Below are 23,474 nucleotides of genomic sequence, written 5' to 3'. Positions count from 1 at the left end.
CGATCGGCATGAACACCGACACGTCGACGGCGCAGCTGGTCCACCAGCTGTCCGAGCAGGTGAGCAGGCTCGCCCGCGATGAGATCCGTCTCGCGGTCGCGGAGCTGAAGGACAAGGGCAAGCACGCCGGTGTCGGCGCCGGGATGTTCGGCGCGGCCGGCGTGTTCGCGTGGTGGGGCGGGCTCAGCGTCGTCGCTGGCCTGATCCTGCTGCTGGCACTCGTACTACCGCCGTGGGCGGCCGCGTTGATCGTCGCGGCCGCCCTTCTGCTGTTCGCGGGCATCTTCGCGCTCGTGGGCAGGAGCCAGGTCAAGCAGGCAGCTCCGCCGGTGCCCCGCCAGGCGATGGACAACGTCCAGCAGGACATCGCGACGATCAAGGAGAGTGCCCACCGATGAGCGATCCCAAAGACCAGCTGCAGCGCGACGTCGAGCAGACCCGCCGCGAGCTCGGTGAGACCGTGGAAGCGTTGGCGCACAAGGTGGACGTGCCCGGACGGGTCAAGGAGCAGGCCCACGAGACGGTCGTGCGGATGACCGCCGCGACCAACCAGGCGGTCGACGCGCTGCCCGAACCCGTGGCCGCGCAGATCGAGAAGGCGCGCCGGCACCCCGCGGCCATCGCGGCCGTGCTGATCACGGTGCTCCTCGTGATCTGGAAACTTTCCAGGAGGAATGGATGAAGTTCCTGTACCGCCCGCTGGGAATGTTGTTCGGCGCGTTGGGAGGCTTCCTCGCGACCGCGATCTTCGGCCAGGTGTGGAAACTCGTCGCGGGCGACGAAGAAGCACCCAGCGCCACCATGCGGAACCGCACCTGGCGTGAGGTCCTGCTGGCCGCGGCGTTGCAGGGAGCCATCTTCGGCCTGGTGAAAGCCGCGATCGACCGCGGCGGCGCCAAGGGTTTCCAGAAGCTCACCGGCGAATGGCCCGGTGACGAAGAGGATTGAGCGCCGAGCATTGAGCGCCGCGAAACGAGACGCGAAGGTTCACACCACCGGTCCGGCGACCTAACCTGACCGGCGATGACTCGTCAGCTGCGGGCTCGCGCGCTGTCCTCGACGTTCGAGCCGCTCACCGTCGTTCCGGACGACCCGGCTCGATCGCGGCTGGGTGTCGTGCGGTTCGCCGGCACGTCCTTCAACCCCGTGTTGACGGCCGGGTATCCGGAACTGACGGTTTTTCTCGCGGAAGAGGGCCACGGTTTCGCTGAGGTCTGGACCAGTTCGCGCAGCGTGGAATCCGGCGAGCACAAAGCGATCGCCTACGCGCACGACGGCGAATACCTGTTCTGCGCCGGCCGGATTCCACCGTGCGACGAACACACCTACGCCGGCCGGCTCGCGTACCGCGCGGCGCTCGAACTCGCCGGAAAACTCGGTTATCGCCACGTCTTTCGCATGTGGAACTATCTGCAGGACCTCACTCCGCAGAATTACCGCGACTTCCTGCTGGGCCAGGCAGAGGCGTTCGCGCGGCGGCCGGTGACGTGGAGCGGCCTGACCGCGGCCACGGTGGTCGGCTCGCGCGGCGGCGGCATCGCGTTCCACTTCCTCGCGTGCCGCACGGGCAGGCCGGTCACGATCATCTCGCCGAGCGGCGCGCGCGGCGTCTACCTGAACGGGCGGCTCTACTTCTCTGCGCCGTCGCTGGACGACGCGGAGAAGCTGATGAGCGCGGCGAACCTCGCGAACTGGGGCGTCGACGACGGGTTCGGGCTGCACGACATCACGTCGCTCAAGATCTACGGCCGCCAACCGGGTGATCTTGTGCTGGCCGACCCGCGGCTCGATCCCGGGACGAACGTGGCATATCTGCAGGCCACCCTGCTGCAGGACGAGCCGGCGATGGAGTTCGAGGGCGTCGCCGGTTAGGCCTGCGGACGCTTGAACACTCAACTATTCTAGCTCGCATGCCACAGCCAGAGGGTGCCGAGCTCGAAGCCATCAGAGCCAAGCGCGACGAGCTCCGCAAGCAGTTCGTGAAGCCGCTCGAGGAGCGAGGTGGCTCGCCCACTCGCGGCGTGCACCACATCGCGTTGATCTGCAAGGACGTCGAGGAGACGATCCGCTTCTACCAGGAGTTCCTCGGCTTCCCGCTGGTCGAGCTGGTGGAGAACCGCGACTACCGCGGTTCCAGCCACTTCTTCTTCGACCTCGGCAGCAAGAACCTGCTGGGGTTCTTCGACTTCCCGGGGCACGACCACCCGGCGTTCATGGAGACGATCGGCGCCGTGCAGCACCTGGCGCTGTCCATCTCGCCCGAGCGGTTCGACGAGATCAAGTCCAAGCTGGACGAGGCCGGGATCGAGTACCTGGGCCCCGACCGCGGCGTCGAGGACAGCCTGTACATCCGCGACCCCAACGGTGTAGGGATTGAGTTCTACCGGGAAGAACTCGGCGAGTTCGAAGGTACGACCCTGATCAAGTGAGGACGGATCCGCAGTGGCGCAAGAGGTCAAGGGCATCGTCGCCCGGGGCAAAGGTCAACCCGTCGAACTGACCTCGGTGCTGGTGCCCGATCCCGGTCCGGGCGAGGCCGTGGTGAAGGTCCAGGCGTGCGGCGTCTGCCACACCGACCTGCACTACCGCGAGGGCGGCATCAACGACGAGTTCCCGTTCCTGCTGGGCCACGAGGCCGCGGGCGTCGTGGAGTCCGTCGGCGAGGGTGTCAAGGACCTGGAGCCCGGCGACTTCGTCGTGCTGAACTGGCGCGCGGTCTGCGGCACCTGCCGGGCGTGCAAGCGGGGCAAGCCCTGGTACTGCTTCTCGACGTTCAACGCCTCGCAGCCGATGACTCTGGCCGACGGCACCAAGCTCTCGCCGGCTCTGGGCATCGGCGCGTTCGTCGAGAAGACCCTGGTCCACTCAGGACAGTGCACCAAGGTCGACCCGTCCGCCCGCGCCGCCGCCGTCGGCCTGCTGGGCTGCGGCGTGATGGCCGGCGTCGGCGCCGCCATGAACACCGGCGGCGTCACCCGCGGCGACTCGGTGGCCGTGATCGGCTGCGGCGGTGTCGGCGACGGCGCCATCGCGGGCGCCCGCCTCGCCGGTGCCGCAAAGATCATCGCCGTGGACACCGACCCGCAGAAACTGGAGTGGGCCAAGGGTTTCGGCGCCACCCACACGATCAACGTCCGCGACGTCGACGACGTGGTGACCGAGATCCAGCGCCTGACCGACTCGTTCGGCGCGGACGTGGTGATCGACGCCGTCGGCCGCCCCGAGACGTGGAAGCAGGCCTTCTACGCCCGCGACCTCGCCGGAACCGTTGTCCTGGTGGGCGTTCCGACGCCGGACATGCAGCTCGACATGCCGCTGATCGACTTCTTCTCGCGCGGCGGCTCGTTGAAGTCCTCGTGGTACGGCGACTGCCTGCCCAGCCGCGACTTCCCGATGCTCGTCGACCTGTACCAGCAGGGCCGCTTCGACCTCGACGCGTTCGTGAGCGAGGAGATCCCGCTGGACGGCGTGGAAGCGGCCTTCGAGAAGATGCACCACGGCGAGGTGCTGCGATCGGTCGTGGTGTTCTGATGTCGCTGCGGGTCGATCACACCGTCACGTCCGGCACCTTCTCGTTGGACGGCGAGACCTTCGACGTCGACAACAACGTGTGGGTCGTCGGCGACTCGTCGGAGTGCGTCGTCATCGACGCGCCGCACGACGTCGACGCGATCCTCAAGGTCGTGGACGGCCGCCGCGTCGTGGCGATTCTCCTGACCCACGCACACGACGACCACGTCCGGGTCGCGCCGGATCTCGCCCACGCGACGGGTGCGCCGCTGGCGTTGCACCAGGACGACCACGTCGTCTGGTCGCTGACGCACACCGGCGTGATCCCGCACCAGGCGTTGGCAGACGGTCAGGTGCTGACCGTCGCCGGTGAGGAGATCCGCGTGATCCACACGCCTGGGCATTCGCCGGGCGCGGTGTGCTTCTACGTGCCGTCGCTGGGCGCGGTGTTCACCGGGGACACGTTGTTCCAGGGCGGGCCGGGTGCGACCGGGCGGTCGTTCTCGGACCGGCCGACGATCGAGAAGTCCATCCGGGAGAAGCTGTTGACGCTCCCCGGCGAGACCGTGGTGCACACGGGCCACGGCCCGGACACCACGATCGCCGCAGAGGTGTTCTAGTGGCGCACTAGAACCGCGGCGGCCGCTTCTCCAGGAACGCCGACACGCCTTCCGCGTAGTCGGCACTGGAGGCGGCCTCCGCGTACAACGCCCGCACGAAGTCGTCCTCGTGCCCGCCGTCGGTGATCGAGTTGATGATCTTCTTCGCGCCTCGGACGCTGACCTGCGCCCGCCCGGCGATCTGCTCCGACAACTCCTTCACCCGAGCCTCGACCGACTCGACGACCTCGTTCACGAGCCCGATCCGCAGGGCCGTCGCAGCGTCGATCAGATCGGCGGAGAACAGGATCTGCTTCGCCCACGCCGGTCCGACGGCGTCCACCAGCGCCTTGGTGGACGTGAAGTTGTAGATGATGCCGAGTTTCGCGGGCGTGATCCCGAACCGGGCGTTCTCGGCAGCCACCCGGATGTCGCAGGCCAGGGCGATCTCGCACCCACCGCCGACGCAGAAACCGGAAATCGCGGCGATCGTCGGCTTGCCCAGCTGGGCGATCGCGCGTTCCCCGTTGTGCACGGCCTCGCCGTAGTGAGCGGCGCCCTCGGCACCGCGGCGCAAGGTCGAGAACTCGGCGATGTCGGCGCCCGCGGAGAAGTGCTCGCCGCCCCGGATGACCAGTACACGAATGCTCTCATCAGCGGAAACACCGGCGAGCAGGCCTGGCAGGGCCGACCACATCTCGTAGCTCATCGCGTTGCGCTTGGCCGGTCGGTTGATCGTCAACGTGGCGACCGGGCCGGTCGCGGACAGTTCCAGGAACTCGCTCACCCGCCGCACGATACCCACCGCGTTCCGGCGGCTCGCCCGGTCTCAGTTGGGCGGAAGTACCTTCCTGCCCTTGTAAGGTCCTTTGCCGAAGAGGGGAGGAAGTGTGACCGCGGCCGGCATCGGTGCTTCCACCCTCCGCACGTTCGCGGTGCGGTTGCGCACCAGCGCGCCGGTCTCCGCGCGCATCCTCTCCGAACTCGCGAGCGAGCTCGACCGCGGCGGGCCGGTGGCGGACCTGCTCTGCTCGCACAGCGCCGTGCACAGCCCGTTGTTCGGCATCCAGGCGCTCGCCGGGGTGCGGTTGCTGATGTTGTCGGGCAGGGCGCCGGAGCTGAGCCAGCGCTTCGCCAGCGCGCACGCGGCGGCGATGGCGGGCGAGTCCGACTCCACGGCGCTGCTCGCCTGGCTGGCCGCCCGCCGGGCGATCGTCGAGAACCCGGGCGAGATCCTGGCGGCGCTGGACCGCACGGTGCAGCAGCACCAACCGAAGACCGCCGGGTTCCTGTTGAGAGGCCTGACGATGATCGGGGCGCCCAAAGTGCGGCTGCTCGAACTCGGGGCGTGCGCGGGGCTGAACCTGATCCTGGACCACTACCGCTGGTTCGGCCTCGGCTGGGAGTGGGGCGACAAGGACTCGCCCGTGCGCCTGGCCGCCGTCGGGCCGCAGCCGCCGAAGCTCGAGATCGTCGACCGGGCGGGATGCGACCTGCAGCCGCGCGACCCCGGCGACGCCAAGCACGCGATGATCCTGCACTCGTTCATCCCGCCCGAGCACGACGCGCTGCGGTGGGACCTCGACGACGCCATCGAGCTCGCCGCGAAGGTCGGGGTGAAGGTCGAGCGCTCGCCGGCCGGACGGTGGCTGCGCGAGAACCTCGTGCCGCCGGACGACCGCGGCACGTACACGGTGATCTGGCACAGCTCGTTCTGGCCGTACCTCACCGAGGACGAGCGCAACGAGATCGAGACGACGCTGACGGCCGCCGCGGGCTCGATGCCGCTCGCGCGCGTTTCCTACGAGTCGATCGATTTTCGTTCAGACCCGCGGCTGACCGTCACCATCTACAGCTAGCCGGCCTACCCGAGCAACGCCTTGCGCTGAAACGCCGCCAACGCCTCGTCGATCGCTTTGTTGTTCCAGCGCTGAAGGTTCACGGCGAGCGACGCCTGTCGTGTGCCGTCCGCGCTGTGGAACGACCACGTGCCCGCGCCCCACGCCGACCCGTCGTGCCCCCAGAAACCGCTGTGCTCGTGCAGGCCGAGGCCGTACTGCACCGTCGAGCCGTCGAAAGCGACCACCGGACCCGTCTTCTGCATCAACGCCAACGACTCCCGCGACACGATCCGACCGTCGAGCAGCGCGGCGAAGAACAGGTTGAGGTCCTCCACGGTCGAGATCAGGGAAGCCGACACGCCGACCCACGACATGTCGTAGACGCTGTAGTCGCGCGGCGGATCGAGCAGCCCGAACAACGCCTCGAACATCTGCGGATGCGGCCCTTCGATCCGCGTCCCGGTCGGGAACATCGTGTTGCGCAACCCCGCTCGTTCGATGACGTTCCGGGTGATCCACCGCTCGGCCGTCATGCCGGTCACGCTCTCGATGAGCCGGCCCAGCAACAGATAACCGGTGTTGGAGTAGGTGCCGGGCGGGACAGCGGGCGCCTCGACGCCCAGTTTGATCAGCTCGCGCGGGTAGAAGTGCCGGAACTGGTTGTCCTCCAAGCTCTTCGGCGAGCCCTCCAGCAACGACGGGAACGCGAGGAACCGGTAGTCGGCCAGGCCGCTGGTCATGCTCAGCAGCTCCCGGACCGTGCTGGTGCCGTGGACCGGCGTGTCCAGGTCGATCTTGCCGCGTTCCACCAGCAGCATGATCGCGGCGGCGGTGAACGTCTTGGTGACGCTGCCGACGCGGTGCCGCATGTCCGGTGTGGCCTCGCCGGCGGCACCGCGCCACACCTGGCCGTTGTCCCGCACTTCCGCCCACACGCCCGGCACTCCGGCGTGGTGGATCTTCTCCAGCGCGGCCCTCATGCCAGCGCCCGGCGCAGTACGTCACCGATCTCGGCGAACTGGCGTTGCGACACGTCGGCGGACAGCAGCGCCTGCGAGCCGTGGAACGTGCCGGGCCACTGGTGCAGCTCGACCTGCACGTCCGACTGCATGAGCCGCACCGCATAGGCGATGTTCTCGTCGCGGTTCGGGCAGAACTCGGCGCTGGCGATGTACGCGGGCGGCAGGTCGGACAGGTCCTCGGCCCGCGCTGGGGCCGCATAGGGCGTAGCGGGCTGTCCGCCCAGGTAGTGCGTCCACGCCTGAACGGCCTTGGCGCGGTTGTACCAGGGCGTTTCGGTGAAGTGCCGGGCCGACCACGTGGTCAGCCGGTCGTCGAGCCCCGGCTGGTGCAGCAGCTGGAACCGGATCGGCGGGCCCTGTTCGTCGCGCGACCTCAACGCCAGCGCCGCGGCCAGCCCGCCGCCCGCGCTGTGCCCGGCGACCGCGATGGAGTCAGCGCGCTCGTGCGCCCACCGCAACACCGTCCAGGCGTCGTCCAGCGCGGCCGGGAACGGGTTCTCCGGAGCCAACCGGTACCCCACGGAGATCACGACCGCTCCCGATCGCGCAGCAACACGGGACGCCCACGGGTGTTCGGTCTCCACGTCACCGATGCACCATCCACCGCCGTGCATCCAGATGACGGTGCCGTGCGCCTCACGCGGCCGATAGATCCGCACGGGCACCTCGGGGTCACCGGGCACCAGCAGGTCCTCGATCTCCATGTCGTCGGTCTCGGCGGGGATGCCGGCGGCGAGCTTGGCGAGGAACTCCCGTTCCTTCGCCACATCGGTGAGCTCGGCTTTCGGGAAGAACGGGATGAACGCTTCCAACTCGGGATCCATGCGTTCCATCCTCACGATCTCCCTGCCTCCGTTCAGCCGACGGATGTCGCGCAATCCGCTCCGGTCGCGCGACGTTCGTCGCTATCGTCGTCCACATGGAGGCGTTGGCGACGCGGTTGTCGAACCTGGACTCGCACGTCGAGGGCGCGATCAGGGTCGTGATGTTCTACGACACGCTGATGCGCCGCCGGGTCGACCTCCCCGCCCTGGCACGGGCGTCGGCGGGCCTGGCCGAGTGCGTCGCCGGGATCCGGTTGCACAGCACCGGCAAGGTGATCCGCAGGTCGCCGTGCGGCACCGAAGCCGCCGCGACCAGCCCGATGTCCTCGCGGAGCCCGATCACGCTCGACGACGAGGAGATCGGCGAGGTCTGGCTGGAACGCGCGGAAGCCGGTCCTCTCGACGAAGTGCTGCTCGACCGCCTCGCCATCGCCGTCGCCGCCGTGGTCGAGCGCTACGGCCCGGCGCGCACGACGATGGCCGATCCCGCGCTGGTCGAGCTCGTGATCAGTGCCGACAGCGACGAGGCGGGCCGCGCACGGGCGTTGCGACTGCTGGGTTTCGCGCCGGATCAACGGGTCAACGTCGCCGCGGTGAGCTCGGACCTCGCGCTCGACCGAGTCGCGGCGGCCGTGTGCCCCGCGCACCTGGTGAAGGCCGCGCCGATGGCGAACGTGGGCGTCCTGCTCGCCACCAAGCTGAACGACTTCCCTCCCGGCGTCCGCGCGGGCGTCGGTGCCGATCCGCACCCCGCCCGAGCCTGGGCAGAAGCCCAGGTCGCCCTCCGCTTCACCACCGCGCGCACGCCCGTCATCCACCACCCCGACCTCGGAGCGCTGGCCCTGCTCGCCCACCTCCCCGCCGAAACGCTGCGCGCGAACGCCGACGTGGCCGCGGTGGCCGCGTTGTCCGCCGAAGACCTGGAAACCCTGGACGCCTACTGCGCCACCGGGTCGCTGCGCCGTGCCGCCGACCTGCTGCACCTGCACCACAGCAGCGTCTCCCGCCGCCTGGAGCAGATCAGCCTCGACGTGTCCGACCTGGCACGGGTCAAGCTCGCGCTGGCGGCCTTCCGGCTGTTGTGAGGCCCGTCGCAAACGTTTACAGTCTTTCTGTAACGCCGCCGCTCAACGTTGCCTTCACTGTGGAAGAGGACGTCGAATGGACGGCAGGATCAACCGTCGGCTGCTGATGAAGTCCACCGTCGTGGCCGCGGTCGCCACCCCGGCGCTGACCCGGACCGCGCTCGCGGCTGTGCGTCATTCGGTCGCGGTGCCCGACCTGCCCTGGCCCGCTGCCAACGAGATCGTGCGGAACACGAAGCTCCCGTCGTTCCCCGACAAGAACTTCGACGCCACCGCGTACGGCGCCAAGGGCGACAACAAGACCGACAACACCGAAGCGTTCAAGAAGGCCATCGCCGCCTGCAACGCGGCCGGCGGCGGCCACGTGATCGTCCCGAAGGGCACCTACGTCACGGGCGCGATCCACCTGCTGAGCAACGTCGACTTCCACCTCGAGGACGGCGTGCTGCTCAAGTTCTCCGGTGATGCCTCGAAGTTCCCCACCGTGCTCACGCGCTACGAGGGCATCGAGTGCATGAACCGCTCCCCCATGGTCTACGCCCACAAGCAGACCAACATCGCGCTGACCGGCAAGGGCACGCTCGACGCGGGCGCCACCGGCAGCTGGAACAAGGGCAGCGACCGCTCGTACCTGGAGTCGTTGGTGGCCAAGGGAACCCCGCCGGAGAAGCGGGTCGTTCCGGGCTCCGGCAAGAACATGCGCTCGACGTTCATCGAGCCCTACTCGTGTGACACCGTGCTGATCCAGGGCGTCACGCTGAAGAACCCGAAGTTCTGGCAGATCCACCCCACGCTCTGCAAGAACGTCACGGTCGACGACGTGCACACCGACCCCACGACGTCGGCCAACAACACCGACGCGTGCGACCCGGAATCGTGCGACCACGTCGTGATCTCCAACAGCGACCTCGGCGCGCACGACGACAACGTGGCGATCAAGTCCGGCCGCGACGAGGACGGCCGGCGGATCAACGTGCCGTGCCAGAACCTCGTCGTCGTCAACTGCCGCATGAACGGCAACTGGGGCGCCATCACGTGCGGCTCCGAGCAGACCGGCGGCATCCGCAACGTCTACGGCTACAAGCTGAACTGCGTCAACGCCACCAAGTTCGCCCTGTACGTCAAGTCGAACACCAAGCGCGGCGGCTTCTCGCAGAACATCAACCTGGACAGCGTGTCCGGCACGTTCGCGCGCGCGTTCGTCTACGTCACCACGACCTACAACTCGCAGACGGGCAGCAACGTGCCGAAGTTCGGCCCGTTCTTCATCTCGAACTGCGGCAGCACCAAGGCCGCCAAGGTCCTCGACGTCTCCGGCCTGCCGCAGGAACACGTGAAGGGGTTGGAGCTGCGGGACTCCAAGTTCACCGTCAGCTCCACCACCAACACCGTCAAGAACGTCGACGGCCTGAAGTTCACCAACGTCACCGCGAACGGCAAACCGATGACCAAGTGACCAGCTCTGGGCAGCCGGCCGGCACCCCGGCGACGCGCGGTTCACCCGCCTGATCGACGACCTGACCCGAGGCCCTGCTAGGCGGCCCTCGGGTACATGCGCGCCATCCCCGGTGGCGCGGCGAAGGGCGCCCACGTGCCCTCCGCCTGCGCCAGCCGGTCGGCCACCACCCACAAAACGGTGGCGTTGAAGCCATATCCGAGGTGTGACGACGACACCTGCACGTTCTCCCGCCGCGCTCCCGGCTCCTCGATGCACGACTCCCAGGACACGATGCCGTCGGTCTTGGAGTAGATCGACGTGGCGGGCACCGGGATCGGCGGCCGCGTCGACTCGAGCGGCGGGAACTCCTCACGCGGGATGTGCAGGCGCGAGAACAGTGCGAAGGCCGGCATCGCCCGTGACTGCACGGGATCCGACATGTTGTACGGCGATCCGAGCGTGATCACCTGGCGCACGCGGTGCGGGTGGTCGCGCGCCATCTCGCGCGCGAAGATCCCGCCGAGTGACCAGCCCACAATGGAGACCGGGCCGCCGTGCGCATCGGAAACCTTCTTCACCAACGCGTGCATGCCGTCGACCGCGCGGCGCGTCGGGCCGATGTTGCGGCCCAGGCCCCAGCGGTGGACGTCATAGCCCAAACCGGACAGGAACCGGCGCAGCATCACCGTCGACGAGTCCGCGGCTCCGAGGCCGGGGAACACCAGGACCGGGTGACCGTCACCGGACGGGGCACCGCGCAGCATCGAGCGCGTGGCGACGAACTCGCTCACGTCCAGAGCGCAGCGGGTGGGTTCGGTGAGGTACCAGAACAGGCTGGGCGCGCTTCCTCTGACGAGGTGCAGTGGAGAAGCGGGAACATCGAAGACTTCGTCTGATGGTACGGCAGACATAGGAGCCTCCCCACACGTCGACAACCCCGAGCCGGCGTCCTGGGCGGCGTTGCCCAGGTACTCCATGATGTTTCGTGAACGATCTTTTCGCCAGTACTTTCGAGTCTCGATTCGCCACCTCCAGGTAACACGTTGGCAACCTCACACCTGTGCAGTGCCTCTCACCTGCATGGACGTCGATTCAGACACAAAGCTGCTCTACCCTTTTTCGAGTGGATCGGATGAGCTCTCTGGACGCTGGCTTCTACTTCATCGAGGACGAGAACGTGCCCATGCACGTCGGTTCCGTCCTGGTTTTCGACGGCCCGGTGCCGTCCTATGGCGACGTGATCCGCCTCTTCGTGTCGCGGCTGGACCAGGTCCCCCGCTACCGGCAGAAGGTGAAGGCCCTGCCGTTCCACGTGGGCCGTCCGGTCTGGGTCGACGACGACCACTTCAACATCCTCTACCACGTGCGGCACACCGCGGTGCCGTCGCCGGGCGGTGAGGACCAGCTGCGCAACCTCGCGGGCCGGCTCTTCGCGCAGAAGCTCGACGACAAGAAGCCGCTGTGGGAGGCCTGGCTCGTCGAGGGGCTGGAGGGCGGCCGCTGGGCCATCATCTCCAAGGTCCACCACTGCATGATCGACGGAGTGTCCGGAACGGACATGCTGCAGCTCATGCTGGACTTCAAGAGGGAAAGCGTTCTCCCGGAGCCGCAGGAGTGGAAGCCGGCGCCGCAGCCGTCGACCCTCGACCTGGTCGTCGACGGTGTCCGCGACGCCGTCGTGACGCCGGTGCAGCACCTCTCCGCGTTGCCCGCTCTCGCGCGGAACCTGCGGTCGTTCAACGAGATCGTCGACTTCGGCAAGACCGTGCTCGGTTCGCTTCCCGGCACCGCGCGCCGTTTGGTCACGCGTGCCGCCACCTCGTTGAACGGTCCTATCGGGCCACACCGCCGTTGGGTGTGGGCGCGCGCGAACCTGGCTGAGATCAAACAGGTCCGCAAGGCCGCCGGTGGCACGGTCAACGACGTCATCCTCACCGCGATCACGCGTGGTTTCCGGGATCTGCTGGAGAAGCGCGGCGAGCTGACCGAGGGCATGGTCGTGCGGACCATGGTGCCCGTGTCGATGCGCAAGGCCGACCAGCACAACGAGCTGAACAACCGCGTCAGCGCCGTGCTGGTGAACCTGCCCGTCGGCGAGGCGGACCCGGTCAAGCGCCTCGCGTCGATCCGCGCGCAGATGGACGACCTGAAGAGCTCGCGCCAGGCCGCCGGTGCCGACGTGATCACGAACCTGTCGAACTTCGCCGCGCCGACGTTGATGGCGCTGGGGTCGCGGACCGCGATGCGGTTCCCGCAGCAGATCCTGCAGACCGTCACCACGAACGTGCCGGGCCCGCGCATCCCGCTCTACATGCTCGGCCGCCCGCTGGTGGAGATGTTCCCGTACGTGCCGGTCGCCTCGACGATCCGGATCACCGTCGGCATCTTCTCCTACCTGGACAGGTTCACCTTCGGCATCAACGCCGACTTCGACGGCGTGCCGGACGTCCAGCTGCTCGCCGACGGCATCCGCGCCGGCTTCGACGAGATGGTCGCGCTGGCCGCCGAGGCCGAGGAGAAGACCGAGACCGCTCAGAAGGTCGTCGAGGCCAAGCCTGCTGCGAAGCCCGCTGCCACGAAGCCCGCTGCGAAGGCCGCTGCGAAGCCCGCTCCCAAGCCGCGGACCGTTCGCTCGACGACCAAGGCCGCACCGAAGACCTCGGTGAACGGAGTGAAGCCGGAGACGACGGCCTGAGACACGATCTGACGGTTCAGGCGGGCGCGCACGACCTGCACCTGACCGTAGTAGGACTCGACGCACGGCTGGGCGCCCTCGGACTGGCGCTCGGCCAGGTCGACGACGTCCGCATCGAGCTGGAGAACGTGCGATGGTCGCGCTGGCGTGCCCGCCGCGCGACCGTCGTGTGCCGGGATGTGCACGTGAACCCGCCCGCGGTGCTGGTGTCGTCCCCGGTCGAGTTCCGCGTCGAAGTGAACTTTTCCGACATTCCGGAGTTACAACCGGTCAGTTGGTTGCCGTTGACCGTCCGGTTAGTCGGCTCAGAGCTGCACGTGAAGCTGCATAAGTGGCTGCCGGCGCGCGTTTTCGCCGTGCCGGAACTCCCGCGCGGGATCGAGCTAACGGGCGTGGAGCAACTCGACGACCACTTCGTGCTGACCGGAGCCGCCCCCGTCCTGCGGGAGCGGCTCACGCTCGGTCAGCTCGCGGAGGTGCTCAAGCGGTTGGCGTCGATCCAGTCCAGGACCCGCTCGGACACGACGCCGGGGATCTCCATCTGGGGCACGTGACCGATGCCCGCGTACTCGTCGTAGCGCCAGTGCGGGTGCCTGCGGGCCACGTACCGGGCCGCGGCCACGTTGACCAGCCGGTCCCGGTCGCCGCTCATCAGGAACACCGGCACGCGCACCTTCGACATCGCCGCGTAGTAGGCACCGCGCTTGGACGTCGTGAACACGGTGCTGCGGGCAGCCGCGAGGAACGCCGTGTCCAGCCCCTGCACCTTCGCGCGTTCGCCGATCAGGTGCTCCGACGCCAGCTTGAGCTCCTCGGGGATGCCCGACGGGTCCACGCAGACCAGTTCCAGCAGGCGGTCGACCTGGGCACGGGGCGGCGCGGTCTTCGCCTTGGCCAGGAACCGCTCCCCCAGTCCGGGCACCGAGTACATGAAGAACGTGGCCAGCATCGTCGGGTCCGGGCGCGTCCCGAACACCATCGGCAGCGCCGGGTCGACCAGCACCAGGCCCCTGACCAGGCCTGGGTTGTGGGCGGTGTGGAACAGGGAGATCATCCCGCCCATCGAGTTGCCGACCAGGATCACCGGCTCGCCCACGACGTCGGTGATGAACCGGCCGAGCAGCCGCGAGTTGGCCTGGACCGTGGTCTGGCGGCCCTCCGGGTGCGTCAGCCCGTGCCCAGCGAGGTCGACGGCCGCGACGCGTGCCTTCTTCGCGAGCAACGGCGCCAGCAACGCCCAGTTCAGGTGAGAGCCGCCGAGCCCGTGCACGAGGACGACCCGCGGACCGTCTTCCGGTCCGCCGAAGTCGACCCAGTGCACGGGCCCGTCGAGGTCCGCGTAGTGGCTGGTGCCGCCGAAGTTCGCCACAGTCGTCATACCAACCAGTATGTCGCTTGGGGCTACTGATCGGTAGCGCCTACTGGAGCCACTCCCAGCGCGGGGCCGGCTGGCACTTCTTGGTAGCGGTCTCCACCTTCTCGATCGGATCGTGGTCGGGAAGCGTGATGTTGGTGCCGGGCATGGTCCAGCACTTTTCCTCTTGTTCGAAGCCGGTGCCGCCGAGCAGGTTCCCGGCCGCGTCGTAGACCCGCATCTCCGAACTGCCGTTCTCGTCGCCGGTGGCCTTCCACGTCGACGGGTACATCATGCGCACGAGGTAGGTGCCGTTGGCGATCTTGGCTTCCGCCGTCTTGCCGTCCGGTGCCCGGTACGTGATCCGTGCGACGGACGAGTCGACGCGACCTGCGAGGACGCGGTAGCCGGGGGCACCCGCGAGCTCCGGGAAGTTCGGGTTCGTGTCACCGCCGGGATAGCTGCCGCCGGCGTCCATGGCGAAGTGTCCGGCCAGATAGCCGATGTACATGGGCTGGTAGCCGCCCGCCTTGTACTGCTTTCCGCCGCGGTCGATCTGGCACGCGACATAGGCCTTGTCGGTGTAGAGCAACGCGAACCCGTCGGTGCCGACGAGGTCGAACTGGTGCAACGTCAGCTTGCCCGGCACGCCCGAGGACTTGGTGCAGCCCTCCTCGATCGCCGCGATCCGCTCCGGCGCGAGGCCGAAGGTTTCGCGCACCTTCTGCGCCGAAGTCGGGGACGGGGTGATCTGCACAGCCGGCGTGGGCTCCGAGGTCCCCGGCCTGAACAGCATCACGCCCGTCGCCACGACGGCCACCGCGGCAGCGGCGGCGAGGATCGGCACGGCGAGCCGGGACGACTTGCGGCGACCGGTGACAGCCCGTTCGAGCTCGGCGCGGATCTGGATGTGCCGGCCCGGCGGCAGGTCGCGAGTGGGTGGAAGCATGCTGGTCATCGGTCCTCCCCGGTGTGCACGAGCTCGCGGTCCTGCTGGAGCTTCGACTTGGCCTTGCTGACCCGCGCCCGCACGCTGCCCTCGGTGATGCCGAGCACCGCCGCGGCGTCCGCGTACGACACCCCGGACCACACGCAGAGCGCGAGCGCCTCGCGTTCGTTGCGCGGCAGCTTCGCCACAGCGTTGAGCAGGGCTTTCATCCGCAGCTGGTCGTCGAGCCGCTCGGCCACCTGGTCCGCGTGGTCGGGCATCGGCCGCTCCTCGCCGACGCGCCGCAGGTGGCGCAGCCGTCGCGTCAGGGACCGCTGGTCGTTGCGCACCACGTTCGTCGCCACCGTGAGCAGCCACGGCAACGCCGACTCGCGCTCCAGCCGCACGTCGGCGCGCTTGCGCCAGGCCAGCAGGAACGTGGCCTGCAGGTGGTCCTCGGCCTCGGCCCAGGAGGCGGTCAACCGGAAGCAGTGGTTGTAGACCGCCTTCGCGTGCCGGTCGAACAGCACCCCGAAGGCGTGCGCACCGCCCTCGGCGGCCTGCGACCACAAGGCGCGGTCGTCAGGGTCTTCGGTTGTCATACCTGTTCGTGTCCGCTCGCCCGGTCGGTGTTGGCACCTTTCTGGCACTAGTTTCACGCGCCGCTCTCTAACGTTCCCGAGCGTGGCACATCTGGGGGTGGCCGACCTGACGGACATCGCGCACGCGGCATACGGCCGTGAGCTGCGCGATGTGGCACGTCTGCGCGGCGGCAGCAAGAAGGGCGTCTACCGGCTGACGCTCGACGACGGCACGACGGGCGTCGCCTACGTGTGGCGCGCGTCCGAGGACTACTGGCCGGAGCACGAGCACGACCCGTTGTTCGGCAACGCGAGCGGACGCGACCTGTTCCTCACGGCGCACACGACGCTGTCCGAGGCCGGGGCGTGCGTGCCGCGGCTGGTGCTGGTCGACCGTGACGTGATCGTGGTCGAGGACCTGGGCGGCGACTTCCTGGAGAAGCTGCTCGACGACGACACCGAGGTGCTCGAACGGCTGTGGGACGACGTGCAGGCCATGCACCAGCGACTCAGCCCGCGCTACGGTCGCCCGAACGCCCTCCAGCCCGCCGACGCGCCCCCGGTGCCGGACGTCGTGCTGCAGCGCGCTCTCGGGCACCTCGACGCGTGCTGCGAACGGGTCCCACGCATCGCCGCCGAACGCTCACGACTGGAAGCCGAGCTGCACCAACGGCACGCGCTGATCGAGCCGCGCACGTCGTACGGCCTGCTCCACGGCGAGCTGGGCCCGGACCACGTGCTCGTCGCCGACGGCAGACCGGTGCTGATCGACATCGAGGGCGTGATGTTCTTCGACGTCGAGTGGGAGCACGTGTTCCTCGAACTGCGGTTCGGCCCGCACTACCGCCCGGTCCCGGGCCTCGATCCCGCCCGTCTCTCGCTGTACCGCCTCGCTCAGTACCTGTCCCTCGTGGAGGGTCCGCTTCGCTTGCTGGACGGTGATTTCCCGCACCGCGAGGCGATGCGGGAAATCGCCGACCACAACATCGAGCGCGCCTTGTCCTGCTAGATCTCCAGGTAGTCCAGGTTCGGGCCGCCGTTCGCGGTCGTCGCGGCCGCCCGGATCATGTTCTCTCCGGCGTCGAGGTTCAACGTCACGGTCACCGACTGCCACGTCGTCCACGCGCCGGTGCCCGCGAACGCCTGCTCGTCCACCGCGAGCCGGCCGTTGACCAAGAGGTCCAGCGGCCGGTTCGCCGTCGTGCCGTTGGCGAACCGCAGCGTGACCTGCCGCGGTCCGGCGACGTCGCTGGAGACCTTGAACTCGACCGCGGACCCCGCGACGTTGTCGTAGTTGACGAACCCGGTGCCGGAGAACCCGGCGTGGTTCGACTCCACGACCCCTTGCGACACAACGCCGTTCTCGGCCTCGTACCGCGACTCCGGCGTGGGCCCGCCCGCACCCGGATACGCCGAACCCAGCCATGCCTCGTCGATCCGCAACTGCGCCTTGCCTTGCGTGGACGTCTTCTCCACCCGGACGTGGCGCGCGGTCGTGTTCGCGGGCAGGTCGATGAACTGCACCCCGCGGTGGTTCGCCAGCGACCCGGACTTCACGTTCGTCCAACTGGAACCGTCGTTGGACATGTAGACGTTGTAGTTCTTGATGCGCGCGGAGTTCGACGCCGGATAGGTCGTCGAGTCCTCGCGCTGGTTCAGCGCGACGTACGAGACCTTCTTCGCCGAGCCCAGGTCGAACCGCAGCGACACCGTGCCCGCACCCGTTGCGTCCCAATAGGTCTGGTAGTTGCCGTCGGCCGCGTGCGAGGCGGGGTGGCCGGAGCCGGACGCCGACGCGCTCATCGTGTAGGACGAGGCCGGGATGATCCCCTCACGCCCGGTGGTCTCGACCTTGAACACGGTGTCGTACTGGTCCCAGTTCGTGATGCCGTTCAACGTGATCGTGCCGCCGGACTGCGCCCAGTTCACCGCCGCGCCCGTGCGCAGGTTCGTGACTTTGCTGACCTTGTAACCGTTGTCCCGCACCTTCAACGTGCTGCCGGACGGCTTGGTGATCACGTGCACGTAGTGGTTCTGCGGGTTGCTCTTGGACACCGTCGTGACGCCGTGCGCGCCGTCGTTCCAGAACCCCGGCTTGAGCCCGCCGTTGAGGTACCCGCCGCCGTACGTGCCGCCGATCGACTCCCAGATGTCGCCGAGGTAGGTGTTGGTGAAGTTGTTGAAGGCAGCCTGGTTCGACGGGAACTTGCCGTTGACCATCGCGGTCTCCGCCATCAACGCCTTGACGTCACTGCCGGCGTTGGTGATCAGCCGTCCCAGTGTGAGCTTGTAGTCGACGGCGGAGTTGGAGCCGGAGTACCACCACGCCCCGGTGCTCGGCAGCTTGAAGCACGCCTCGATCAACCGCGGCGCCGCCGTGTAGACCGCCTGCGGGTAGTCGTAGTTCGGCGTCATGCCGGTCTTCTGCTCGTTGCTGATCGTGTCCATGATCGCCGTGTCCTCGTTGTTGTTGCTGAGGACCATGTCCGGACGATCACGCCGGATCCGTTCGTACAGCCCGTTCTGCTCCCAGTAGGCGTTGTCGTTGTCGATCCAGAACCCGGCGAGCTTCGGGTACCGCTGCATGACCTCGACGAAGTTGTCGTAGCTGAACTGCCCGAACCCGGGCCTCTCCTGCAGGTTGACCGTCTTGCCCTTGTACTTCGAGTACCCGGCCGAGTCGAGCCACTCGTGCCCGCCCTCGTCGTGCCACTGCGGGTCGTCGGTCATGTAGTTGATGACCTTCAACCCCTCGGCAGACGCCGCGTCGATCAACTCGCCGAGAAAGTCCCGCTTGGTCGAGCAACTACCGGGAATCGCGCTCGGCCACGCCCGCGCGTACCCGAGCCTGCTGTGGAACGACGCCAGCACCAGGTACTGCGCGTGCAACTTCTTCGCCTCGTCGACCCAGTACTTCGCGGTCCAGCCGCCGTTGGTGACAGCGGCCTCCCAAGCGCTGCAACTGGTGTAGCCCGGATTCGTCCGCATCCCCCAGTGCAGGAACAACCCGGAGGTCGACGCCCGCAGCCAGTCCTGCCGGGGATGCAGCACCTCGGCGCGCGCCGGAGTGCTCACGCCTGCAACGAGTAGAGCGGCGGTCATCAACACGCCGAGACGACGCAACGTTTTGCGCACGAGCCAGCCTCCTGGTGGACGCCTCCTGCGGCGGAAGGAAGACGTGCTCGGTGTTACCGCGCAAAGGTCTACGCCAATCTGCGGCGACGTTCAATAGGTCCTCGGAGGTATGACCGGGTTAAACACCAAACCGAATCGATAAAGGCTCCAAATGAGCCGATGTCTAACGCTCGTCTCGCTTGAAGAGCCGACCAACCCCGGTCACCAGACAGACGGCGAGCACCCAACCCAGCACGGTGAAGGCCAGCGACGCCCACCTCGCACCGTGCAGCGGCACCCAGAGCTCACTGTGGTTCAAGCTCATGATCGGTAGCAGCAGATCGATCGTGTAGAGCCACGGGTCGAACCAGTAGGCCTCCAGCCCAGGCCTCGCCCTCGCGAAGTTGTCCGGGTTCTGCCGGAGGAAGTGGAAGATCACGCCTCCTGCAGCGGTGAGAACGCCCAGCCACCACACGATTCGGAGCGGCCGGTACCCGTACCCGACGGTGGGGTTGAGCACCCACCACACCATCCGGTGCAGCCTGCCGAAGATCCCGTCCAGTGAGCGGCGCCGGGCGTCTTCCTTGGCCATCAGCACGTCGGTCGCCTCATCGTGCTGGCCGGCGTTCGCGTACGTGGAAGCGAGCTGCAGGTAGACCTGCGGAACGTAAGCGTGACGGTCACGCAGCCAGGTGAGTCGTTTGTCCAACTCCATCGAGTCTTCGCGCAGCGCGCCGTAGACGAAGCCGTCGAGCCTGCTCTTGTGCGCCCAGTCACGCTCGCTGTCACCGAACGACCCCGCGCGCACGAGGCGCAGGTCCACCGAGCCCGACGGGCGCTCCGCGAACCCCAGCCGCAACGACCCCACGACCTGGGTGCCTTTGAGCTTCAACGACGGCTTGCCCTGCAGGACGGCCTTGAGGAACGTGATCTCGGAACCGACTCTCGCATCGCACATCCGCACGCATCCAGTCGCACGCACCTTGTCGAACTTCACGGCGTGCTTGACCCGCACTCGATCGCATCGCACCGCGTCGCCGTTGTGCTCCAGCCTGGCCCCAGTGAAGTCGAGTTTGCCTTCGACCGACGCTCCCGCGAGATCGACCTTGCCACGCGCGAAGAACGATCCGCAGAGCTTCGCGTCCCCGGCCACGTTGATGCCGTGGGCGACCAACGCGTCTCCCTCGTCGATTTCGAAGCGCCCGCCTGTGCAGTCGAGGTTGCCGCCTACGTGCGCTCCGCTCAGCACGACCTGGCCGCGCGCTCGGAAACGCTTGCGATCACGGACGGACAGGCTCAGGTCGTTGCGCACTCTCAACCCGGTGGCGTTGATCGCCACGCCGCCCTCGTTCTCGAAGTGAGCCCCCTGGGCGCCCAGCAGACCGTTGATCCGCGCCCCCGCCAGGCGGAGCTCGCCGCGCACGGCAGTTCCCCTGCGCAACACCAGGTTCAGAGAAGTCACCGAGCGGGTGAGGTTGATCGCGACGCCACAGGGGTTGATGAACTTCCCGCCGGTGAACTTCAGCCAGCCGCCGAACTTGCAGCCGACGAGGTTCAACTCGCCCCTCACCACGCAGGTCTCGGAGAACTCCACCTCCTGCCGCACGGTCATCCCGATCGCACTCAGCGCCGTCCTACCCGGATTGGTGAAGCGAGCACGGTGACAGACCAGTCGTCCGGCGATGTCCGCACCGTTCAGGTTCACATCGCCCTGGACCGAGAAACCGTTGCGCCAGAAGACGTGCTCTTGCACGACCAGACCACTCAGCTCCAACGTCCGGTCCTCACCGGGATTGCGGAAGGTCGCACCGTCGCAAATGAACTGACCGCCGATGTGGGCACCGATCATGTGTGTCAGTCCGGTCACCTGAAACTTGCGCGAGCAGTAGAAGTCCTGCTCCACCCGCAGCCCGTCGGCCTTCAGCGCGCCGTCCGGCGGACCGTCGATCACGCAGTCCTCCATGTCCAGTTGTCCGGCCACATGAGCACCGTTGAGCTGCACACACCCCCTCACAACACAACCGTGCAGCGCCAAACCATCCCGAAACCGGGCTTGTGACGCACTCAGCCCGGGCAGTCGGCAGTCGACCAGGTACAGGCCCGCCAGAGCCGCCTGTTCGACGTTGGGCACGTCGTCGAAATCGCACCCCTCGAACTCCACCGGGAAACCGACGTCCGCCGCCTCCAGGTCCAGCTTTCCCACCACGACCACGTTGAACAAGGACAGCTTGCGCGGTCGCTCGCCCATCACACGGATCAGTTGCCGCGCAAGAAACTCGGCTCCGATCTCCCGGCCACCGCCGTGGAACTCGACCCGCTTGTCCGGTTCGATCTCTTCGAGAAGCTCCAGCTCCGCTGGCGTCATGTCGCGCGCACTCCAAGGCCGCGACCGCGGGTGATGGACGCGATCTGATGTGTCGGGTTAGTCCGCCCCAGGTGACGAGTTGTTAGCCGACAAGCGAATGTTCACCCGATCAGCCGTGAGAGGGGTGACCGTAAAGCCCCGCGCCGGCGATCTCCAGCGTCGTGAGGAACGCGGACGACGCCTGGTAGGAGGCCTCGACCAGTTCCGCGGTGTGCGAGAAGTCCAGCGGCGTCACGGCCTGCACCGGCGGCCCCGGCAGGTACAGCACGGGCGCGTGCTGCGAGGCGAGTTCGACCTCCAGCACCGCCTGGTTGCGCATGCCCAGGGTGGCCCAGAACAACAGCGTCTCGGCGAGCGTCTCGGGCACGGTCGGCAGGTGGCCGGGGAACGCGCAGTCCAGCACCACCAACGACTGCGCGCCCATCGCCAGCGCCTGCCGGATCGGCACGTTCGCCAGCACACCGCCGTCGTAGAGGACGCGCTCGCCGATGCGCACGGGCGGATAGATGCCGGGAATCGCCGCGCTGGCCATGATCGCCGGAACCAGCTCGCCGGACGTGATGTTGACCGCCTCGCCCGTCACGCAGTCCACCGACACCGCGCCGAACGGCAGCGTCAGCTCCGCGAACGACGTGGCCCCGTCGAGACCCTCGGCGAGCACGGCGGCCAGACCGGTGTTGGGGAACAGGTAGGTCTTGTTGGTGCGGAACGACCTCAGCTGCGCGATCGGCCCGCCGGGGAACACCCGCTGGCGCGTCATGCCCTCCCACATCACCGCCAGCCGTTCCGCCGCCTTCTCCGGGTCCAGCGCGAGCAGCGAGCCGTTGACCGAGCCCACGGACGTGCCGACGACCAGGTCGGGCTTGACGCCGTGTTCCTGCAGCGCGCGCAGCATGCCGACCTGCGAGGCGCCGAGGCTGCCTCCACCTCCGAGTACGAAGGCGATCGGTCCGGGCAAAGAGATCGTCACGTCGGATGATCCTAAGGCGAGACGTGCCAGAGCACCGGGATGGACAGTTCCGGCGGCGTCCGCGAGCCGTGGATGCCGATCAGCTTGCTCAGCACCGGTTCCGCCTGGCTGCGCACGACCACCGCCGTGTCCTTCATCGCCACGACGACGTCTCCGATGCGGTCCAGCGCGAGTGGACCGACCGGGCCGAACCAGCCGGCCTCCACCGCGTCCTCCCGCGACAGCACGTCGGCCCGGTCGCCGAGGAACTCCCGCCACACGTGCAGGACCTCGTCGCTCTCGGTGTGCAGGTAGCGCACCCGCGGTTCGCCGGCGATCACCCGGACTCCCTGCCACAGCAACGGTTCGGTGTCGAAGTCGATCCGCTCGCCCGTGGTGATCATGCCGTGGTCCGCCGTCACCGCGAGCACGGCGCCGGACGGCAGGCGGGCCGCGATGCGTTCTGCGAGCGAGTCCACGAACTCCAGCTGCAGCAACCACTCCTCGGAGCCCGGGCCGTAGAAGTGCCCGATCGTGTCCAGGTCCGGGTGGTAGGCGTAGCAGAACGAGCGGTCCTGCCGCAGTGCCGCGGTCGCGGCCAGCGCGAGGTCGCCGAAGCCCACCACGCCCCGGTACCACGAGCCGCGCAGCGCCGCCCGGGACAAGCCGCTGCCGCGATGATCGCGCGGCGCGACCGCACTCACCGCGACCCCGGCCGCCGCGGCGCGTTCGAACAGGGTCGGGTGCGGCTGGACGACCTCGGGCACGAGCGCCTTGCGCAGGTCGTGGCGGTGGTCGCCGACGCGCGACCAGGTCAGTGCGTTGAGCACCTCGTCACCGACGCAGAACGTGTAACCGACGATGCCGTGCTCGCCGGCGAGCAGGCCGGTGCCGATCGAGGCGATGCTCGTGGCGGTGGTCGACGGGAAGCCCGCCGAGGTCTCGCGGCCGGCCATCGACGACAGGAACGGGGCGTGCTCGGCGTGTTCGCGCAGCAGTTCGTGCCCCAGCCCGTCGACGAGCAGCAGCACGACACGCCGGGCGACCGGCAGGTTCAGCGTGTTGTCCACACCCGGCACTTCCAGGCCGGACAGCAGCGACGGGACGACCTCGGCGATGGTCACCAGGACACCGTGCCACGTCGAATCCGACAGCGGGCAGAATGGCGC

The 23,474-nt window shown here is 68.1% G+C and carries 24 protein-coding genes; 13 read left to right on the top strand and 11 right to left on the bottom strand.

Annotation, left to right across the window (positions count from 1 at the left end; genetic code table 11):
- Positions 1-8 precede the first annotated feature (8 nt).
- From G7043_RS34460 to G7043_RS34430, 7 genes are all read left to right on the top strand, one after another.
- Positions 9-398, top strand: coding sequence for a phage holin family protein (locus G7043_RS34460; RefSeq protein ID WP_166052830.1), 390 nt, complete (start codon positions 9-11; stop codon positions 396-398).
- Positions 395-682, top strand: a complete 288-nt coding sequence (locus G7043_RS34455) for a DUF3618 domain-containing protein (RefSeq protein ID WP_166052829.1) — start codon at positions 395-397, stop codon at positions 680-682. The genes G7043_RS34460 and G7043_RS34455 overlap by 4 nt, the downstream gene beginning before the upstream one ends.
- On the top strand, positions 679-948 hold the full coding sequence (locus tag G7043_RS34450; protein WP_166052828.1) for a DUF4235 domain-containing protein: 270 nt from the start codon (positions 679-681) through the stop codon (positions 946-948). Before G7043_RS34455 ends, G7043_RS34450 begins: the two co-directional genes overlap by 4 nt.
- Positions 949-1,023: 75 nt before the next feature.
- The gene (locus G7043_RS34445) at positions 1,024-1,872 is read left to right on the top strand and encodes a chorismate transformation enzyme, FkbO/Hyg5 family (protein WP_166052827.1); all 849 of its coding nucleotides are present in this window, start codon (positions 1,024-1,026) and stop codon (positions 1,870-1,872) included.
- A gap of 38 nt (positions 1,873-1,910) precedes the next feature.
- A complete protein-coding gene (locus tag G7043_RS34440; RefSeq protein ID WP_166052826.1) occupies positions 1,911-2,429 on the top strand; it encodes a VOC family protein in 519 nt (172 codons plus the stop codon).
- A 13-nt stretch (positions 2,430-2,442) separates the two neighbouring features.
- Positions 2,443-3,531: an S-(hydroxymethyl)mycothiol dehydrogenase gene (locus G7043_RS34435; RefSeq protein ID WP_166052825.1), complete on the top strand. Its 1,089-nt coding sequence runs from the start codon at positions 2,443-2,445 to the stop codon at positions 3,529-3,531.
- Entirely contained in the window at positions 3,531-4,130 is a 600-nt protein-coding gene (locus G7043_RS34430; RefSeq protein WP_166052824.1) for an MBL fold metallo-hydrolase, read from the top strand. The genes G7043_RS34435 and G7043_RS34430 overlap by 1 nt, the downstream gene beginning before the upstream one ends.
- A 7-nt stretch (positions 4,131-4,137) precedes the next feature.
- On the opposite strand, the gene G7043_RS34425 is transcribed toward G7043_RS34430, so the two are convergent.
- Positions 4,138-4,896, bottom strand: a complete 759-nt coding sequence (locus G7043_RS34425) for an enoyl-CoA hydratase/isomerase family protein (RefSeq protein ID WP_166052823.1) — start codon at positions 4,894-4,896, stop codon at positions 4,138-4,140.
- Positions 4,897-4,999: 103 nt separating this feature from the next.
- Between G7043_RS34425 and G7043_RS34420 the strand changes: the two genes are divergently transcribed.
- Complete coding sequence (locus tag G7043_RS34420; protein WP_166052822.1) at positions 5,000-5,968, top strand: DUF2332 family protein; 969 nt, start codon at positions 5,000-5,002, stop codon at positions 5,966-5,968.
- Positions 5,969-5,973: 5 nt separating this feature from the next.
- Here G7043_RS34420 and G7043_RS34415 read toward each other — a convergent pair whose 3' ends face one another.
- Positions 5,974-6,930: a serine hydrolase domain-containing protein gene (locus tag G7043_RS34415; RefSeq protein WP_166052821.1), complete on the bottom strand. Its 957-nt coding sequence runs from the start codon at positions 6,928-6,930 to the stop codon at positions 5,974-5,976.
- Positions 6,927-7,796, bottom strand: a complete 870-nt coding sequence (locus tag G7043_RS34410; RefSeq protein WP_166052820.1) for an alpha/beta hydrolase — start codon at positions 7,794-7,796, stop codon at positions 6,927-6,929. Before G7043_RS34410 ends, G7043_RS34415 begins: the two co-directional genes overlap by 4 nt.
- Positions 7,797-7,891: 95 nt before the next feature.
- Here G7043_RS34410 and G7043_RS34405 point away from each other — a divergent pair, with 95 nt between their 5' ends.
- A complete protein-coding gene (locus G7043_RS34405) occupies positions 7,892-8,881 on the top strand; it encodes a helix-turn-helix domain-containing protein (RefSeq protein ID WP_166052819.1) in 990 nt (329 codons plus the stop codon).
- A gap of 76 nt (positions 8,882-8,957) precedes the next feature.
- On the top strand, positions 8,958-10,337 hold the full coding sequence (locus G7043_RS34400; RefSeq protein ID WP_166052818.1) for a glycoside hydrolase family 28 protein: 1,380 nt from the start codon (positions 8,958-8,960) through the stop codon (positions 10,335-10,337).
- Between the two features lie 77 nt (positions 10,338-10,414).
- Here G7043_RS34400 and G7043_RS34395 read toward each other — a convergent pair whose 3' ends face one another.
- Complete coding sequence (locus G7043_RS34395; protein ID WP_313888216.1) at positions 10,415-11,110, bottom strand: esterase/lipase family protein; 696 nt, start codon at positions 11,108-11,110, stop codon at positions 10,415-10,417.
- 341 nt (positions 11,111-11,451) lie between these two features.
- Between G7043_RS34395 and G7043_RS34390 the strand changes: the two genes are divergently transcribed.
- Positions 11,452-13,014 (top strand): WS/DGAT/MGAT family O-acyltransferase, encoded by a 1,563-nt coding sequence (locus tag G7043_RS34390; protein ID WP_278185938.1) that lies wholly within the window; start codon positions 11,452-11,454, stop codon positions 13,012-13,014.
- A 185-nt stretch (positions 13,015-13,199) separates the two neighbouring features.
- A complete protein-coding gene (locus G7043_RS34385) occupies positions 13,200-13,568 on the top strand; it encodes a hypothetical protein (protein ID WP_166052815.1) in 369 nt (122 codons plus the stop codon).
- On the opposite strand, the gene G7043_RS34380 is transcribed toward G7043_RS34385, so the two are convergent.
- From G7043_RS34380 to G7043_RS34370, 3 genes are read right to left on the bottom strand one after another with little or no spacing between them, the layout of a single operon-like run.
- The gene (locus tag G7043_RS34380) at positions 13,478-14,392 is read right to left on the bottom strand and encodes an alpha/beta fold hydrolase (RefSeq protein ID WP_166052814.1); all 915 of its coding nucleotides are present in this window, start codon (positions 14,390-14,392) and stop codon (positions 13,478-13,480) included. The genes G7043_RS34385 and G7043_RS34380 overlap by 91 nt on opposite strands.
- 40 nt (positions 14,393-14,432) lie before the next feature.
- The gene (locus G7043_RS34375; protein WP_166052813.1) at positions 14,433-15,326 is read right to left on the bottom strand and encodes a hypothetical protein; all 894 of its coding nucleotides are present in this window, start codon (positions 15,324-15,326) and stop codon (positions 14,433-14,435) included.
- Complete coding sequence (locus G7043_RS34370) at positions 15,323-15,898, bottom strand: RNA polymerase sigma factor (protein WP_166052812.1); 576 nt, start codon at positions 15,896-15,898, stop codon at positions 15,323-15,325. Before G7043_RS34370 ends, G7043_RS34375 begins: the two co-directional genes overlap by 4 nt.
- Before the next feature lie 82 nt (positions 15,899-15,980).
- Here G7043_RS34370 and G7043_RS34365 point away from each other — a divergent pair, with 82 nt between their 5' ends.
- Positions 15,981-16,886, top strand: coding sequence for a phosphotransferase (locus G7043_RS34365; RefSeq protein ID WP_313888215.1), 906 nt, complete (start codon positions 15,981-15,983; stop codon positions 16,884-16,886).
- On the opposite strand, the gene G7043_RS34360 is transcribed toward G7043_RS34365, so the two are convergent.
- The 4 genes from G7043_RS34360 to G7043_RS34345 all read right to left on the bottom strand — a co-directional run bounded on the left by G7043_RS34360 (position 16,883) and on the right by G7043_RS34345 (position 23,429).
- On the bottom strand, positions 16,883-19,012 hold the full coding sequence (locus G7043_RS34360; RefSeq protein ID WP_390828756.1) for a discoidin domain-containing protein: 2,130 nt from the start codon (positions 19,010-19,012) through the stop codon (positions 16,883-16,885). The two genes, G7043_RS34365 and G7043_RS34360, sit on opposite strands and share 4 nt — an antisense overlap.
- A 163-nt stretch (positions 19,013-19,175) precedes the next feature.
- Positions 19,176-21,356 (bottom strand): hypothetical protein, encoded by a 2,181-nt coding sequence (locus G7043_RS34355; protein ID WP_166052811.1) that lies wholly within the window; start codon positions 21,354-21,356, stop codon positions 19,176-19,178.
- A 109-nt stretch (positions 21,357-21,465) separates the two neighbouring features.
- Positions 21,466-22,326 carry a patatin-like phospholipase family protein gene (locus G7043_RS34350; RefSeq protein ID WP_166052810.1) on the bottom strand — a complete coding sequence of 287 codons (861 nt, stop codon included), beginning with the start codon at positions 22,324-22,326 and terminating at the stop codon, positions 21,466-21,468.
- Positions 22,327-22,337: 11 nt separating this feature from the next.
- Positions 22,338-23,429 (bottom strand): alkaline phosphatase family protein, encoded by a 1,092-nt coding sequence (locus G7043_RS34345; RefSeq protein ID WP_313888214.1) that lies wholly within the window; start codon positions 23,427-23,429, stop codon positions 22,338-22,340.
- Positions 23,430-23,474 lie beyond the last annotated feature (45 nt).

Origin of the sequence: Lentzea alba (genome assembly GCF_011067745.1) — a bacterium.
In the GTDB taxonomy this organism is placed as follows: Bacteria; Actinomycetota; Actinomycetes; order Mycobacteriales; family Pseudonocardiaceae; genus Lentzea; species Lentzea alba.
Note: the sequence above shows the minus strand (reverse complement) of the source record. Positions and strands in the feature narration are given on the sequence as shown.